The organism is Streptomyces sp. NPDC049040, assembly GCF_043197715.1.
In the GTDB taxonomy this organism is placed as follows: Bacteria; Actinomycetota; Actinomycetes; order Streptomycetales; family Streptomycetaceae; genus Actinacidiphila.
The window spans coordinates 708,225-724,132 of record NZ_JBICTO010000002.1 but is presented as its reverse complement, the minus strand read 5'-3'; the positions used below and the strand labels follow the sequence as shown (position 1 = coordinate 724,132).

11 protein-coding genes are annotated in these 15,908 nt (G+C 69.6%); 7 read left to right on the top strand and 4 right to left on the bottom strand.

All coding sequences use genetic code 11. From position 1 onward, the window contains the following. The first annotated feature begins 268 nt into the window (after positions 1-268). Entirely contained in the window at positions 269-1,555 is a 1,287-nt protein-coding gene (locus tag ACGFMP_RS08105; RefSeq protein ID WP_393671041.1) for a helix-turn-helix domain-containing protein, read from the top strand. A gap of 71 nt (positions 1,556-1,626) precedes the next feature. Here ACGFMP_RS08105 and ACGFMP_RS08100 read toward each other — a convergent pair whose 3' ends face one another. Next, positions 1,627-3,885 (bottom strand): discoidin domain-containing protein, encoded by a 2,259-nt coding sequence (locus ACGFMP_RS08100; RefSeq protein ID WP_393671039.1) that lies wholly within the window; start codon positions 3,883-3,885, stop codon positions 1,627-1,629. Positions 3,886-4,056: 171 nt separating this feature from the next. On the opposite strand from ACGFMP_RS08100, the gene ACGFMP_RS08095 reads away from it, so the two are divergent. The 6 genes from ACGFMP_RS08095 (at position 4,057) to ACGFMP_RS08070 (ending at position 12,422) form a co-directional block, all read left to right on the top strand. Further along, positions 4,057-5,082 (top strand): LacI family DNA-binding transcriptional regulator, encoded by a 1,026-nt coding sequence (locus ACGFMP_RS08095; RefSeq protein ID WP_205042732.1) that lies wholly within the window; start codon positions 4,057-4,059, stop codon positions 5,080-5,082. Between the two features lie 300 nt (positions 5,083-5,382). After that, positions 5,383-6,792 carry an ABC transporter substrate-binding protein gene (locus tag ACGFMP_RS08090; protein ID WP_393671037.1) on the top strand — a complete coding sequence of 470 codons (1,410 nt, stop codon included), beginning with the start codon at positions 5,383-5,385 and terminating at the stop codon, positions 6,790-6,792. An 85-nt stretch (positions 6,793-6,877) separates the two neighbouring features. Further along, complete coding sequence (locus ACGFMP_RS08085; protein WP_393671036.1) at positions 6,878-7,831, top strand: carbohydrate ABC transporter permease; 954 nt, start codon at positions 6,878-6,880, stop codon at positions 7,829-7,831. A 14-nt stretch (positions 7,832-7,845) separates the two neighbouring features. Then, entirely contained in the window at positions 7,846-8,736 is an 891-nt protein-coding gene (locus ACGFMP_RS08080; protein WP_393671035.1) for a carbohydrate ABC transporter permease, read from the top strand. Positions 8,737-8,864: 128 nt separating this feature from the next. Next, positions 8,865-10,523: a glycoside hydrolase family 13 protein gene (locus tag ACGFMP_RS08075; RefSeq protein WP_393671034.1), complete on the top strand. Its 1,659-nt coding sequence runs from the start codon at positions 8,865-8,867 to the stop codon at positions 10,521-10,523. A 135-nt stretch (positions 10,524-10,658) separates the two neighbouring features. Then, the gene (locus tag ACGFMP_RS08070; protein ID WP_393671033.1) at positions 10,659-12,422 is read left to right on the top strand and encodes an NAD+ synthase; all 1,764 of its coding nucleotides are present in this window, start codon (positions 10,659-10,661) and stop codon (positions 12,420-12,422) included. Between the two features lie 11 nt (positions 12,423-12,433). Here ACGFMP_RS08070 and ACGFMP_RS08065 read toward each other — a convergent pair whose 3' ends face one another. From ACGFMP_RS08065 to ACGFMP_RS08055, 3 genes are all read right to left on the bottom strand, one after another. Further along, positions 12,434-13,360 carry an endonuclease/exonuclease/phosphatase family protein gene (locus ACGFMP_RS08065; RefSeq protein ID WP_393671373.1) on the bottom strand — a complete coding sequence of 309 codons (927 nt, stop codon included), beginning with the start codon at positions 13,358-13,360 and terminating at the stop codon, positions 12,434-12,436. Positions 13,361-13,660: 300 nt separating this feature from the next. Beyond that, positions 13,661-14,269: a TetR/AcrR family transcriptional regulator gene (locus tag ACGFMP_RS08060; RefSeq protein WP_393671032.1), complete on the bottom strand. Its 609-nt coding sequence runs from the start codon at positions 14,267-14,269 to the stop codon at positions 13,661-13,663. Further along, entirely contained in the window at positions 14,266-15,858 is a 1,593-nt protein-coding gene (locus ACGFMP_RS08055; protein WP_393671031.1) for an MFS transporter, read from the bottom strand. The genes ACGFMP_RS08060 and ACGFMP_RS08055 overlap by 4 nt, the downstream gene beginning before the upstream one ends. Positions 15,859-15,908 lie beyond the last annotated feature (50 nt).

Genomic DNA, 15,908 nt, shown 5'->3' with positions numbered 1-15,908 from the left:
CAACAAGTGCGGCCAAGATTCCATCCGGAAGGCTACCGTCGGGTAATTTTCTGTCACCGGGGCAACACCGCCCCGCCTTCTTTTGTCGGCGAGTGAGCATTCATCCGGCCGCACCCCGCCGCCGATCCGGCCCGCGGGCCCGGCCGCGGCACCGGGTGCCGCCCGGCCGACAACGTTTACGCATCCGCGGGGCTGCGCAGCGTGAACATTTGGTCTATGTTGCAGCGAGGCCACCGACGCAATGAGGCGGTACGGGAGGGGTTCGGCGATGTCCGTCATGCGGCAGGTCCCGGATCAAGGGGAGATCGCGGGCCCGATACCCCGGGAGTTCGCCGCGATCATGCGCCCGGAACTGCCAAGCCTTTTAAAAGAGATGGCAGCTGAAATCGTCGCCGCGATCCCCGAATACGGGCATCTCCTGGAAGGCCCGAACAGCAGGGTGATCCGCTTCGGTATCGAGCAGAGCATCGCCAGTTTCGTGGACCGGGTCGCCGCCCCCACCGCCACCACCTCGCTGCGCGACGACCTGTGCCGGCGCTTCGGCCGCTACGAGGCGTACGAAGGCCGCAGTCTCGACAACCTCCAGGCCGCCTACCGGATCGGATGCCAGGTGGCGCTGCGCCGGGTGCGCGCGGTCGGCCGCCGCTACAACCTGTCGGCCGGCTTCATGCTCACCTTCGCCGACGCCCTCTTCGCCTACATGGGCGACCTGGCGGAACTCTCCCGCGAGGGCTACGTCCAGGCGCTGGCCGAGCTCGGCGAGGAACCCGACAACCGGCGCCGGCGGCTGCTGCGCCGCATCCTCGGCGGCACAGCGGTGGCCCGCAGCGCGCTGGCCGAACTCGCCGAGCACTGCGCCTGGCGGCTGCCGGACGAGGTGACCATGGTGGCGCTCGCCCCCGGCACCCGGCCGCGCCGCCAGGCCCTGGACGCGGACATGCTCCAGGACCTGGCCGACCCCGAGCCGCACCTGCTGGTGCCGGGGCCGTGGACCGAGGAGCGCCGCGCCTGCATCGAGGAGGCGCTCGGCGGCTGCCGGGCGGCGGTCGGGCTGACCACCGGCCTCGGCGAGGCCGCGGACTCGCTGCGCTGGGCCCGGCACACCCTCGCGCTGGCCGGCAGCGACGCCACGGCGGGCGAGTCCTTACTCCTCAGCGAGGACCGGCTGTTATCCCTGTGGCTGCTGGGCGACCCGGCCCTGGCCGACCAGATGGCCGCCAAGTACCTCGCCCCGCTCGGCGCCCTGACGCCCACCCAGCAGGCCAGGCTCGTCGACACGCTGCGGCTCTGGCTGACGACCCGCGGCACCGCGGCGCAGATCGCCGAGCAGCTGGGAGTCCACCCGCAGACCGTGCGCTACCGGATGCGGATCCTGGAGCGGGCCTTCGGCCAGCAGCTGGTCCATCCCGACGAGCGGTTCGCCACCGAGATCGCGCTGCGTGCCCTGCACCTGCGCGACGGCGGCGCCCCCGCCCGCGCCCGCGCCCCGCGACGGCCCGCCGGGCCCCGGGCGCCGAAGGCCCAGAAGACGGCGAAGGCCCCTGACAAGCGCTGACCGGCAAGGCCGCGGACGGCGGCGCCCGCCGTGGGCACCGCCGTCCGCCGCCGCGCGGGAGGTCGTCCCGCTCAGGAGGTGTAGGCCTCCACTTCGGAGAGCTGGGCTGCGGGCCAGCCGGTGTTTCCTGTGATGGTGAGTCGCAGGTAGCGGGTGGTGGTGGGGGTCAGGGTGATGGTGGCGGTGTTGCCGGTGGCGGGGTTGAGTGTGTAGCCGGTGGAGGGTTTGAGGGTGGTCCAGGTGCCGTTGTCGGTGGAGCCGAGTACGGAGAGGGTTTCCGTGCGGGTGGCCCAGGCGGTGGCGGGGGGGAGTTTGACGACGACGCGGCCGATGGTCCTGGTGGCGCCGAGGTCGACGGTGAGGGACTGGGGGAAGGCGTTGTTGGTGGATTCCCAGTAGGTGGAGGCGTTGCCGTCGACGGCGTTGCCCGCGGTGTAGACGTCGGCGTGGCCGGTGTCGGTGACCGGGCGGCCCTTGGCCAGGTTCACGTCGGCAGGCGGCGGTGTGGTCGTGCCGCCGGTGGTGCCGCCCGTTCCGGTGCCGGGGCCGCTGCCGGGCTGCGGCCAGCTGCCGCAGTCGCCCCAGTTGCCGTCCCAGCCGCTGTTGCCCGCGCCCTTGTTGATCGTGAAGGCGGGCAGGTTCGCCGGGTAGGGGCAGTTGTAGACGCCGGTCGCACCGGTGCCGGTGGCCGTCACGTTGCTGATCGACGCGGAGCCGGGGGTCTCGGCCTGCACCACCACGGTGCCGGTGCCGGACGCGGTCGCGCCGCTGATCGTGACCCCGCTGACCTGGTAGCCGTGGCCGCCGCCCGAGACGAACTCGAAGTCGCTGTAGGGGCTGTCGATGAAGGTGGTGTTGCTGATCCGCACATCGTTGCTGATGGCGTAGTCGTAGGAGTCGACCCGCAGCGCGCCCATCGGGTGGCCCCAGTTGGGGTTGAGCGCCCCGGTGCGGATCAGGGTGTTGCCGGAGACGGTGACCGTGCCGGACAGCGGGTTGAAGGGCTGCAGGAAGGCCTGGTTGGAGATCGCGATGCCGCTGCCGAGCGCGTTGGTGTCGGCGATCACGTTGCCGGACGCGGTGTTGTTGCTGCCGCCGTAGATCGCGATGCCGTTGGCCAGGTTGGGCTGCACGATGGTGTTGCCGGTGAAGCTGTTGCCGGTGTCGGGTGAGCCCAGCGACCACATGGCGAGCGAGTCGTCACCCTGGTTGCGCAGGAAGTTGTTCTTGACGGTGACGTTGTGCGCGCTGCCGTCGAGGTTCAGCCCGTCGGCGGTGGTGCCGATGATCCGGCTGTTCTGCACCACCAGGTTGTCGTTGTTGCCGGTCAGCCACAGGCCGACCTTCTCGCGCTGCACCCACATCCCGGAGACCACGGAGTTCGGGCCGAGGCTGCCGGTGACGAAGTTGTCGGGCGAGTTGTCGTTGCGGACGCTGACGTCGCCGAAGACGGCGAAGTCGTAGAGCTTGGTGTTGCCGCCCGCCGAGCCCTGGTCGATGAAGTGCGAACTGTGCACCACCGAATACCAGTTGCCGGCGCCGCGCAGGGTGACTCCGTCGGCGGGGATCTGCGAGGTGACCTTGAAGTTCCCCGGCGGGATCCAGACCTCCTTGCCCTGCGCCTTGGCGTCGGATATCGCCTGCCGGAATGCCTGCGTCGAGTCGCCGCTGCCGCCTGCGTCGGCGCCGTCGGTGACGACCGAGACGGAGTTCGCGGGCTGGGTGGCGGCGCCCGCGACCTGCTCGAAGTCGGCCACGTCGACGGTGGCGCTGCCGGTGTCGCCCGCGTCGAGCTGCAGCTTCACCTTGCCGCCCGCGGCCACGTTCTGGCCGAGCAGCAGCCGGGAGTCGTCGAAGTAGTGGTGCGTTCTGGCGCCGGCGATCCAGCCGGTGTCCACGTAGGAGTACTGGGAGGTCACCGCGAGCCTGCCGGCGATCCTGGTGCCGTTGACGTAGACCGACACGGTGCCCGAGGCGCCGCGCGGCAGGTTCACGGCGACGTCGACGGCGTTGGCCGGCTTGGTCAGGGTGAACTCGACGTACTTGCCCTGGCCACTGAGCGTGACGGCGCGGCGGCCCGACGCCTCGGAGGCGACGGTTGACTGGGTGTAGTCGGGGCCGAGTGGGGAACCGTTGGTGGCGGCGGCCTCCGCCTCGTATTCGGTGAACGGTACGGTGGCACCGCCGCTGACGGCGAAGGGCGAGACGGCCTGTGCGGTGGGGGCGGCACTGGCCTGCTGGGCGGTCAGGGCGAAGGCGAGTCCGCCGGCGGCGAGCGCGGCGGCGGTCGCCGAGGCGAGCCAGACCGAGGAGCGACGTCTGGTGTCCATGCGGTGGGGGGGTCCCTTCTGACGGGAGTCGCTGGTGTGACGACCGACACCCTAAGGACCACGACCTGACGCAGCAATATGTCGACCGCGTTTCGCAAAATTTGGATGACTTGCAGAATTCCCGCAAATTCACCGCAAGAATCTTGCGCCACCTGTACTAGAATCGACGCCATGACACGACGACTTGCCGAGGTGGCAAAGAAGGTCGGGGTGAGCGAGGCCACCGTCAGCCGGGTGCTGAACGGAAAGCCCGGCGTCTCCGACGCCACCCGGGCCGCGGTCCTCACCGCCCTTGACGTGCTCGGTTACGAACGGCCCACCCAGCTGCGGGGCGAACGCGCCCGGCTGGTCGGCATGGTCATGCCTGAGCTGCAGAATCCGATCTTCCCTGCTTTCGCGGAGGTGGTCGGCGGCGCACTGGCACAGCAGGGCTTCACCCCGGTGCTGTGTACACAGACCGCGGGCGGCGTCTCCGAGGCCGACTACGTGGAGTTGCTGCTCCAGCAACACGTCTCGGGGGTCGTCTTCTTCGGCGGGCTCTACGCCCAGGCCGAATCACCCCACGACCACTACGCACGGCTCGCGGAACGCAACCTGCCCACCGTGCTGATGAACGCGGCCATCGACCATCTCGACTTCCCCCGGGTCTCCTGCGACGACGCGGTGGCGGTGGAGCAGGCGATGAACCATCTGATCTCGCTCGGCCACCAGCGGATCGCGCTGGTGCTCGGGCCGCCCGACCATGTGCCGTCCAGGCGCAAGCTGGCCGCGGCCCGCCGGGTGGATCCTTCGGTGACCGTGGAGCACGCGCTGTTCACCCTGGAGGGCGGCCAGGCCGCCGCGAGCAGGCTGCTGGCCCGCGGCATCACGGCCTTCATCTGCGCCTCCGACCTGCTGGCGCTCGGCACCATCAGGGCGGCCCGCAGACGGCGGCTCTCGGTGCCGGAAGACGTGTCGGTCATCGGTTACGACGACTCGTCGCTGATGAACTGCACCGAGCCGCCGCTGACGACCGTACGGCAGCCCATCGAGGCCATGGGACGGGCCGCGGTCGACCTGCTGGCGGGGGAGATCAGTGGTGCGTCGGTCGACCACGACGAGCTGTTCTTCGAACCGGAACTGGTAGTACGCGGTTCCACGGGACCGGCCCCGCACCCCGCTCGCATCCCGCATCCGGAGGCCCGTACGAACGCCTGAAGGCGCCCCCGAGAGTCGCCTCAGAGGGGCTGAGCGCGCAGTTCCCGTGCCGGACGCCGGCGCGGTGCGACTGCGCGCTCAGTCGTCTCCACGGCGCGACCTGCCCCCTCAGCCGTCGTGACCAAGTCGTGTCTTTGCGAAATTCACGCGACATCTTGCGGACATCTATCGGGTTAAGTACGTTGAGCCAACCCGAGACGGCGGCGCGCACCTGCGCCGGACACCATGTGCATCCATGCGCCGCGGGGGTCCCAGATCGCAGTCCAACGACGCGCAGTGGTTCAGGGGAAGGGTTTGATCATGAGCAGAATCCGCTACCGCAGACTGGTGGCAGTCGCGCTGGTCGCAGGCATCGGATTGACGAGCGCCGCGTGCTCCTCAAGCGACAAGAAGGACGACAACGGCGGCAGCAGCAAGGCCAGCAGCTCCAGCGCCGGTACCCCCTTGGACCCGAAGACCAAGGTGACGATCAGCGTCGACTGCATGCCGCCCACGACGAAGAAGCCCGAGCGCAAGCAGTGGCTCGACGACATCGCCGAGTTCCACAAGACGTACCCGAACGTGACGATCAACAGCAAGGACACGTTCCCCTGCGAGGACACGGACAAGTTCACCGCCCAGCTCCAGGGCCAGTCCGAGACCAACGTCTTCTACAGCTACGTCACCGACCTCAACCAGGTCCTCGACGCGGGCCAGGCCGCCGACATCACCGACTACGTCAATGACAAGACGGTGCCGAACCTCAAGGACATCGACCCCAACGTCCTGGCGATCCTGAAGGACAGCGGCAAGCTCTACGGCCTCCCGACGACCAACTACTCGATGGGCCTGATCTACAACCGGAAGATCTTCAAGGACGCCGGCCTCGACCCCGACAAGCCGCCGACCACCTGGGACGAGATCCGCACCGACGCCAAGACCATCCAGGACAAGCTCGGCAGCAAGGGCATCCACGGATTCTTCGAGTACGGCGCGGGCAACCAGGGCGGCTGGCACCTGACCTCGGCGCTGTACGGCGCGGGCAACAACGTGGTCAGCGACGACGGCAGCAAGGCCGCGTTCAACGGCCCCGAGGCCACCTCGATCCTGCAGACCATCCACGACATGCGGTGGGTGGACAACAGCATGCCGTCCAGCGCGGGCAAGGCGTGGGGCGAGAGCCAGAAGGCGATGGGCGCCGGGCAGATCGGCATGTACCTCGCCGCTCCCGACGACATCCAGCTCATGGTCCAGCAGTACGGTGCCAACTTCAACGACCTGGGCATGGCGCCGATCCCCGGCGGCAAGACCTCGCTGATGGGCGGCAACGACTACTTCTTCAAGAAGTCGGACAGCCCGGACCAGATCAAGGCCGGCATCGCCTGGATCAACTTCAAGTTCCTGACCCTGAAGAAGGGCCAGTTCAACTACGCGCGCAACAAGACCGACGGCATCCCCGTCGGCCTGCCGCAGCCCTTCTTCTTCACCGGCCAGTCCAAGGCCACGGACACCGCGGACAAGACCCAGTACGCGACCGTGCCGGTGCAGAACTACAAGTCGTACGTCGACGCGCAGGTCCCGGTGAAGGGCGAGCCGCCGAACGCGCAGAAGCTCTACACCGTGCTCGACACCGTGATGTCCGGCGTGCTGAGCAACAAGAACGCCGACATCGGCAAGCTGCTCTCGTCCGCGGAGACGCAGGCGAACCAGCTGCTGGCCGCGGGCCAGTAGCAGCACAGCCCGCGGGGGCCGGTCGGCGACCGGCCCCCGCGGCGCGGCACGGACTTCAAGCACCGCTTCCAGCCGAGGAGCCTTCATGGCGGCGACGACCGTCCCCGACAAAACAACCAGGCGCCACGCCGGGCGCGCCGCAGGTCCCAGGACCCAAGGCGGCCGGGGCGGCCTGAGCCGCAAGCTGAGCCACAACATCCAGGCCTACGGGTTCCTGATCGGCGCGATCCTCTGCTTCGGGTTCTTCTCCTGGTACCCGATGGTCCGGGAGTTCATCATGAGCTTCCAGCAGACCAAGCGCGGGGTGACCAGCTGGGTCGGATTCAAGAACATCAAGACCGTCTACCACGACCCGTACTTCTGGACGGCGTGGAAGAACACCGGGATGTTCACGCTCTACGCCCTGATCCTCGGTTTCGCGGTGCCGTTCTTCGTGGCGATCCTGCTCAACGAACTGCGGCACGCACGGGCCTATCTGCGCATCCTGGTGTACCTGCCCGTCATGCTCCCGCCGGTGGCGGGCGCGCTGCTTTTCAAATACTTCTACAACCCCGAATACGGACTTTTCAACCGCATTCTCAAGATCTTCCACCTGCCGACGTCACAGTGGCTCGACTCGTCGCACACCGCACTGATCTCGGTGGTCCTCGCGGCCACCTGGATGAGCATGGGCAGCGCCACGCTGATCTATCTGGCGGCGCTGCAGAACATACCCGGTGAGCTCTACGAGGCCGCGGACCTGGACGGCGCGGGCCTGTGGAGCAAGATCTGGCACGTGACCATCCCGCAGACCCGGCTGGTGCTCTCGCTGATGCTGCTGCTCCAGATCGTGGCGACCATGCAGGAGTTCACCAACGTCTTTCTGATGGCCGGCGGAAACGGTCCCGAGAATTCCACGATGACCGTGGTCTACATGGTCTACCAGTACGGATACCGCTACAACAACTTCGGTGGCGCGGCGGCGCTCGGCCTCTTCCTGCTCCTGGTACTCGCCGGATTCTCCGGCCTGTATGCGCGGCTCAACCGGAACAGCGACTAGGACGGATCACGATCATGGCAGAGTTCACTCCCGCGAACCGGACGCTGATCTCGTCCGCGACCCTGGCAAGGCCCCGGGGAAGAGTCATCTACTGGACCGTGCTGTCCGTGGTGCTCGTGGTCTTCACCCTGGTCTTCGTCGGACCGCTGTACTGGATGGTGACCAGCGGCTTCAAGTCCGTGCACGAAGTGCTGCACAACCCGCCGACCCTGATACCGAAGGACCCCCACCCGTCGAACTACAAGACGGCGTGGACCCAGCTCAAGCTCGCCAAGCTGCTGTGGAACACCTTCTACTACGCCTTCGGCGCGCTGGCCTTCCAGCTGGTCTTCGACGTGACGGCGGCCTACGCGCTGTCCAAGCTGCGCCCCGTCCTGGGCAACGTGGTGCTCGGCGGCATGCTCGCCACGCTGATGATCCCGTCGGCGGTGCTGATCATCCCGCAGTACATGACGGTGCTCGACCTGCCGCTGCTGCACGTCAACCTGATCAACCACCCGTGGGCGATCTGGCTGCCGACGGTGGCCAACGGCTTCAACATCTTCCTGCTCAAACGATTCTTCGACTCGATCCCCAACGACCTGATGGCCGCGGCGGCCATCGACGGGGCCGGGCCGATGCGCACCCTGGTGTCGATCGTGCTGCCGATGTCCCGGCCGATCCTCGGTGTGGTGTCGATCTTCGCCGTGGTGAACGTCTGGAAGGACTTCCTCTGGCCGATGCTGGTGGAGCCCGACCCGTCGAAGCAGCCGATCAACATCGGCATCAACTCGCTGTCGCAGGGCGTACCGCAGAACGTGCTCATCGCCGCGCTCGCCATCTCCGCGCTGCCGACGCTGCTGATCTTCCTGCTCTTCCAGCGCAACATCATGTCCGGCCTGACCGCCGGCAGCCTCAAGGGCTGACCGGCCCATGACGCCGCGCAGCCTTCCGTAACGCTCCACCCCACAGCACTCCGCCGCCGGTCCTCATGCCCACATCCCCGCCATCCGGGGCCGGCGGCGGGGTCCCACCTGCCCGAAAGGACGTTGACGTGGCAGACACCCCTCAGCCCGAGGCCGACGAGAACTGGTGGCGCGGCGCGGTCATCTACCAGGTCTATCCGCGGAGCTTCGCCGACAGCAACGGTGACGGGACCGGTGATCTCGCCGGCGTGCGGTCCCGGCTGCCGTACCTGGCCGAGCTGGGCGTCAACGCTCTGTGGTTCTGCCCCTGGTATCCGTCGCCGATGGCCGACGGCGGCTACGACGTGGCCGACTACCGCGACGTCGAGCCGGTCTTCGGGACGCTGGCCGAGGCCGAGAAGCTGATCTCCGAGGCCCTCGCGCTGGGCATCAGGACCATCATCGACGTCGTGCCGAACCACATATCCGCCGCGCACCCCTGGTTCCGCGAGGCACTGGCCGCGGGGGCCGGTTCCGCCGCGCGGGAGCGCTTCTGGTTCCGGCCGGGGCGCGGCGAGCACGGTGAACTGCCGCCCAACAACTGGCCGTCGCAGTTCGGCGGCCCGGCGTGGACCAGGACCACGGACCCGGACGGCACCCCGGGCGACTGGTTCTTGAACCTCTTCGACTCCGAGCAGCCCGACCTCAACTGGAACCACCCCGATGTCCGCGCCGAGCACGAGGACATCCTGCGGTTCTGGTTCGACCGCGGGGCCGGCGGTGTGCGCATCGACTCCGCCGCCATGGTCTCCAAGGACCCGGAGCTGCCCGACCTGCCCGATCCGGCCGCGGGCGCGGACGCGGTCCTGGCGGCGCACCCGTACGTCGACCGGGACGAGCTGCACGACATCTACCGCGGCTGGCGGCGGATCGCCGACTCCTACCCCGGGGCGCGCATCCTGGTCGGCGAGGTGTGGCTGCCCGACGCGGAGCGCTTCGCACGGTATCTGCGGCCCGACGAGATGCACACCGCCTTCAACTTCGACTTCCTGTCGTGCCCGTGGGAGGCCGACCGGCTGCGTACGTCGATCGACGTGACGCTGACCGCGCACGCACCGGTCAGCGCGCCCGCCACCTGGGTGCTGTGCAACCACGACGTGACGCGTACGGTGACGCGCTACGGGCGGGCCGACACCGGATTCGACTTCGCCACGAAGGCCTTCGGGATACCGACCGACCTGGAGCTCGGCACCCGGCGGGCGCGGGCCGCGGCCCTGCTCACGCTGGCACTGCCCGGCTCGGTGTACCTCTACCAGGGCGAGGAGCTGGGGCTGCCCGAGGTCGAGGACATCCCGCTGGGCAAGCTCCAGGACCCGATGTACCTGCGCTCGGCGGACACCAACCCGGGTCGGGACGGCTGCCGGGTCCCCCTGCCGTGGGGGGGCTCCGCGTCCCCGTTCGGCTTCAGTCCCGCGGGTGGCGCCGCGGAGCCGTGGCTCCCGCAGCCGGCGGACTGGGCGTCGCGCACCGCGGAGGTCCAGGCCGCGGACCCCGACTCGATGCTGTCGCTGTACCGGGCGGCACTGCGCCTGCGGCGCGGCGAGCCGGGCCTCGGCGACGGCACCTTCGCCTGGCTGGAGTCCGCGCCCGGCGTGCTGGCCTTCCGCCGCTCCCCGGGGTTCGTCTGCCTGGTCAACCTGGCCGACTCCGCCGCGGAGCTGCCCGAGGGCACGGACGTCCTGCTGGCCAGCGGGCCCCTCGCGGACGGCAGGCTGCCGGCCGACACGGCGGTCTGGCTCCGGGGCTGAGAGCCGTCCCGCGGTCCCCTGCGGGGGCGGGGAACCGCGGGGCGACGCGCCGCGGGGCCGCCCAGGCAGGCGCGGACAGGCCCGGTGTGACCCGGGCGACAGCGATTTCGTCTAGGTGACGATTAGACTGGGGGCGTGCCTCAACTACGACTCGCCCTGAATCAGATCGACGCCCGCGTCGGCGACATCGCCGGGAACGCCGAGTCGGTCCTGCGCTGGTCCCGGCATGCCGCCGGGCAGGGAGCCCACCTCGTGGCGTTCCCGGAGATGATGCTCACCGGCTACCCGGTGGAGGACCTGGCGCTGCGGTCCTCGTTCGTCGAGGCGAGCCGCGCCGGGCTGGTGGAGCTGGCCGAGCGGCTCGCCGCCGAGGGGCTCGGCGAGCTGCCGGTCGTCCTCGGCTACCTGGGCCGCAGCCGCGACGCCCGCCCCAGGTTCGGCCAGCCGGCCGGCGCCCCGCAGAACTGCGCGGCGGTGCTGCACCACGGCAAGGTGGCACTGCGCTTCGCCAAGCACCACCTGCCCAACTACGGCGTCTTCGACGAATTCCGCTACTTCGTGCCGGGCGACACCATGCCGGTGATCCGGGTCCGCGGTGTGGACGTGGCGCTGGCGATCTGCGAGGACCTGTGGCAGGACGGCGGCCGGGTGCCCGCGGCCCGCGCGGCGGGCGCGGGCCTGCTGCTGTCGATCAACGCGTCGCCGTACGAGCGGGACAAGGACGACACCCGCCTCGACCTGGTCCGCAAGCGGGCCCAGGAGGCCCGCTGCACCCTGGTGTACCTCGCGATGGTCGGCGGCCAGGACGAGCTGGTCTTCGACGGGGACACGATCGCGGTCTCGCCGGACGGCGAGGTGATCGCCCGGGTGCCGCAGTTCGCCGAGGAGTGCGTCATGCTCGACCTCGACCTGCCGGCCGCGGCGCCCGAGGTGCCGTCAGGCCGGGTGGCCGACGGCCTGGAGATCACCCATGTGACGCTGTCAGAGGAGCCGGTCGCCCCGTACGCGCCGCAGTTCACCGGCGATGTCGCCGAGCGCCTGGCGGACGACGCCGAGGTCTACGGGGCGCTGGTCACCGGCCTGCGCGCGTACGTGGAGAAGAACGGCTTCAGCTCGGTCCTCATCGGCGTCTCCGGCGGGATCGACTCGGCCCTGGTCGCGGCCATCGCGTGCGACGCGGTCGGACCGGCCAACGTCTACGGCGTGTCGATGCCGTCGGCCTACTCCTCGGACCACTCGCAGGGCGACGCGGCCGAGTTGGCCCGCAGGACGGGCCTCAATCACCGCACGGTGCCGATCGCGCCGATGTTCGACGCGTACATGGACTCGCTGGCCCTGACCGGGCTCGCGGAGGAGAACCTCCAGTCCCGGCTGCGCGGCGTGACGCTGATGGCGATCTCCAACCAGGAGGGCCACATCGTGCTCGCGCCGGGCAACAAGAGCGAGCTGGCGGTGGGCTACTCGACACTGTACGGCGACTCGGTGGGCGCCTACGGCCCGATCAAGGACGTCTACAAGACCACCGTCTTCCGGCTGGCCCGCTGGCGGAACGCGGCGGCGGCCGCGCAGGGCGAGACCCCGCCGATCCCGGAGAACTCCATCAGCAAGCCGCCGAGCGCCGAACTGCGCCCTGGCCAGGTCGACACCGACTCGCTGCCGGACTACGACGTGCTCGACCGGGTCCTGGAGCTGTACGTGGACCGCGACCAGGGCCGGGAGGCGATCATCGCGGCCGGCTTCGACGCGGAGCTGGTGACCCGGATCCTCAAGCTCACCGACACCGCCGAGTACAAGCGGCGGCAGTACCCGCCGGGCACGAAGATCTCCGCGAAGGGCTTCGGCAAGGACCGCAGGCTGCCGATCACCAACCGCTGGCGCGAGGGCGAACAGGTCCTCTGAGCGGGCGGGCCTCAGCTCTGCGGGAGCTGGAGGCGGGCGGCGACCGGGAGGTGGTCGCTGCCCGTCTTCGGCAGCGTCCAGGAGGACCTGGGCTCCACGCCCTTGACCATGATCTGGTCGATCCGCGCCATCGGCAGCCGGGCCGGCCAGCTGAATCCCATGCCGTTGCCCGCGGCGCCCTGCGTGGAGCGCATCTGCGAGGTGACCGAGGCCAACGCCCGGTCGTTCATGGTGCCGTTGAGGTCGCCGAGCAGGACGACGCTGTGCAACTGCTCGGAGGCGATGGCCTGCCCGAGCGCGTCGGCGGCGTCGTCCCGCTGCCCGGCGGTGAAACCGGCGTCGAACTTCACCCGCACGGACGGCAGATGGGCGACGTAGACCGCGACCTTCCCGTCGGGCGTGCTCACCGCGGCCCGCATCGCCCGGGTCCACCCCATCTTGATGTCCACCGTGCGCACCCCGCTCAGCGGGTACTTGCTCCACAGCCCGACCGTGCCCTGCACCGAGTGGTAGCGGTAGGCGGTGGCCAGATCCCGGGTGTACCTGGGCACTTCGCTCTCGGCCAGCTCCTCGAGCGCCACCACGTCGGCCCCGGCCGCGATCACGTCCTGGGCGGTGCCGTCCGGGTCGGGGTTCTCGGCGTTGACGTTGTGCGTCAGTACGGTCAGGTCGCCGCCGGGCGAGGACTTGTCGGTGAGCAGGCCGCCGAAGAGGTTCAGCCACACCAGTGTCGGCAGCAGCAGCGCGATCAACGCGGTCGTGGAACGCCGCAGCACCGCGAGCACGAAAAGCACCGGCAGCGCGAGGCCGACCCAGGGCAGGAACGTCTCCAGCAGGCTGCCCAGGTTGCCGATCCTGTTGGGCACGTCGGAGTGCAGGAACAGCACGCCGGTGAGCAGCAGGCAGACGGCGGCGAGCACGATGCCGCGCCGCCACATGCCGGCCGGCCGCCACCACCGCAGGAAGCGCTCCACGATCCGGTCGCGCCGCCCGGCGCCGGCCTGCTCCGGCGTGCCGTCGCCGTCCGCGGCCGCGTCCGTGCTGCTCTGCGCCTGGGTCATGAGGATCCTCGCTGCCTTGCCGGGTGCACTGCCGACCTTAGGGGATCGGTAGGTGATCCGACGGGGCGCGGGGGGCCACGGGTTCCCACCGTGGCCCCATAACGACGCGCTTGTGACAAAACCATCACGTGCCGTCCGCGCGGGAGCGGGCGCGAATCCGGTGCCGCGGGACGGCTGTCAGGGTGCGATGCCGCGCAGGATCATGTCGACGACCCGCTCGGAGAGGTCCTCCGGCAGGGCCGCGCCCTGGTGGAACGCCGTGCGGGTGAGCAGCGGCCCGGCGACGAAGTCGACCAGGAGGTCCATGTCACCGCCCAACTCCGGCCTGACCGCGCCGAGCGCGATGCCGCGCTCCAGCAGCCGCGCGAGCGCGGCGCGCCGGGTGGCGATGACGGTGTCGTGGTAGCTGCGCCACAGCTCGGGGTTGTTCTGGATCTGGGTGAGCATGTTGCGCAGCATCGCGGAGTCCCGCTTGGCCAGGCCCCGCCTGCGTATCGTCTCCACCGCGACGACCAGGTCGTCGCGGAAGGACGTGCCGGGCAGCGCGGGCAGCGCCGGGCTGTCGACCGCGGCCATCGCGTCGAGCAGCAGCGCGTCCTTGCTCGCCCACCGCCGGTAGACGGTGGCCTTGCCGACGCCTGCCTCGCGGGCGATGCCCTCCATCGTCAGATCGCCGAAGGTGGTGCCGTCGGCGATCAGCCGCAGCACGGTCTCGACGACCTTGTGGCCGACGGCCGCGTCGCGCGGACGCCCGCGCGGCACGGCCGACGTATCCGGGTCGTTCACTGCTCGGCACCGGCCATCGTCAGCTCCGCCTCACCGCCGGGCCCGGCGGTCTCGGGCCTGTCCTTGGCGGGCAGGAAGACGAGGACGACGAGCGCGCCGAACAGGGCGACGCCGCCGGAGGCGGCGGCCGTGATGTGCATGGCGTGGATGAAGGCGTCGTCGGCCGGGCCGACCAGGCCCTGGCCCTTGGGGCCGAGCTTCGCGGCGACGCCGAGTGTGGCCTCGATGGACTCCCCCGCGGCGTGCCGGGCGGGCGCGGGCAGGCTGTCGAGGTGGCCCTGCACCCCGTTGCGGTAGACCGTGGACATCAGGGAGCCGAGCACGGCGACGCCGATCGCACCGCCGACCTGCCGGAAGACGTTGTTGACCGCGGAGCCCGAGCCCGCCTTCTCGCGCGGCAGCGACGACATGATCATCACGGTGGCGGGCGGCATGACGTGCGCCATGGACGCGCCCATCAGGAAGAACAGCACTTCGAGCACCCAGATCGGGGTGTCCGTGCCGAGCAGCAGGAAGCCGAGGAAGGACAGGCCGGTCAGCGCCATACCGGCGGCGCAGACCGCCCTGGCGCCGAACCTGTCGACCAGCAGCCGGGCCCTGGGGGCGAATATCATCTGCGCCCCGGCGAGCGGGAGCAGCAGCAGGCCGGACTGCAGGGCGCTGTAGCCGCGGACGGACTGGGTGTAGAAGACGATGAAGAAGGTCACGCCCATCAGGGCGAAGAACACCAGGCCGATGGCGGCGACCGACGCGGAGAACTGCCGCTTCTTGAAATACGACATGTCCAGCGCCGGGTGGTCGCTGCGCTTCTCGTACAGGACGAAGGCCGCCAGGACCAGCAGGCCGCCGAGCGCGGTGGCCCATACCTCGGGCTTGGTGAAGTCGCCCGCCTGGCCGCCCTTGATGATGCCGTAGATCAGCAGAACGAGTCCGGCGATGGACGTCAGCACGCCCACCGGGTCGAGCCGCCCGGGCCTGGGGTCCTTGGAGTCGGGCACGAGCACGAACATCGCGATCAGGCCGGCGATCACGATCGGCACGTTGACCAGGAAGACCGAGCCCCACCAGAAGTGCTGCAGCAGCAGGCCGCCGGTGATCGGGCCGATGGCGATGGCGAGGCCGACGACGCCTGCCCAGATGCCGATCGCCTTCGGCTGCTCCTCGCGCTGGAAGACGTTCATGATGATCGCCAGGGTCGCGGGCATGATGAAGGCGCCGCCGAAGCCCATCAGGCCGCGGAACGCGATGAGTTCACCCGCGGAGCCGGCCCACGCCGACAGCCCGGACCCGATGCCGAACACCAGCATCCCGAACAGCAGCACCTTCTTGCGCCCGAGCCGGTCGCCCAGCAGCCCGGCGGTGAACAGCAGGCCCGCGAAGACCAGGGTGTAGGAGTTGATCGCCCATTCCAGCTGGCTCTGCGTCGCTCCGAGGCCGGTCGGCTTGGGCTGCGCGATCGTCTTCATCGCCACGTTGAGGATCGAGTTGTCCAGCACCACGACGAGCAGGCTGAACAGCAGCACGATGAGGATCGCCCAGCGACGGCGGTGTATCGCCTCGGGGACGGTGAAGTTCGCGTTGTCGGACATATTGTCAGACTAAGCGGCACTTACGATACGGAGGCGTCTCGTATCGTAAA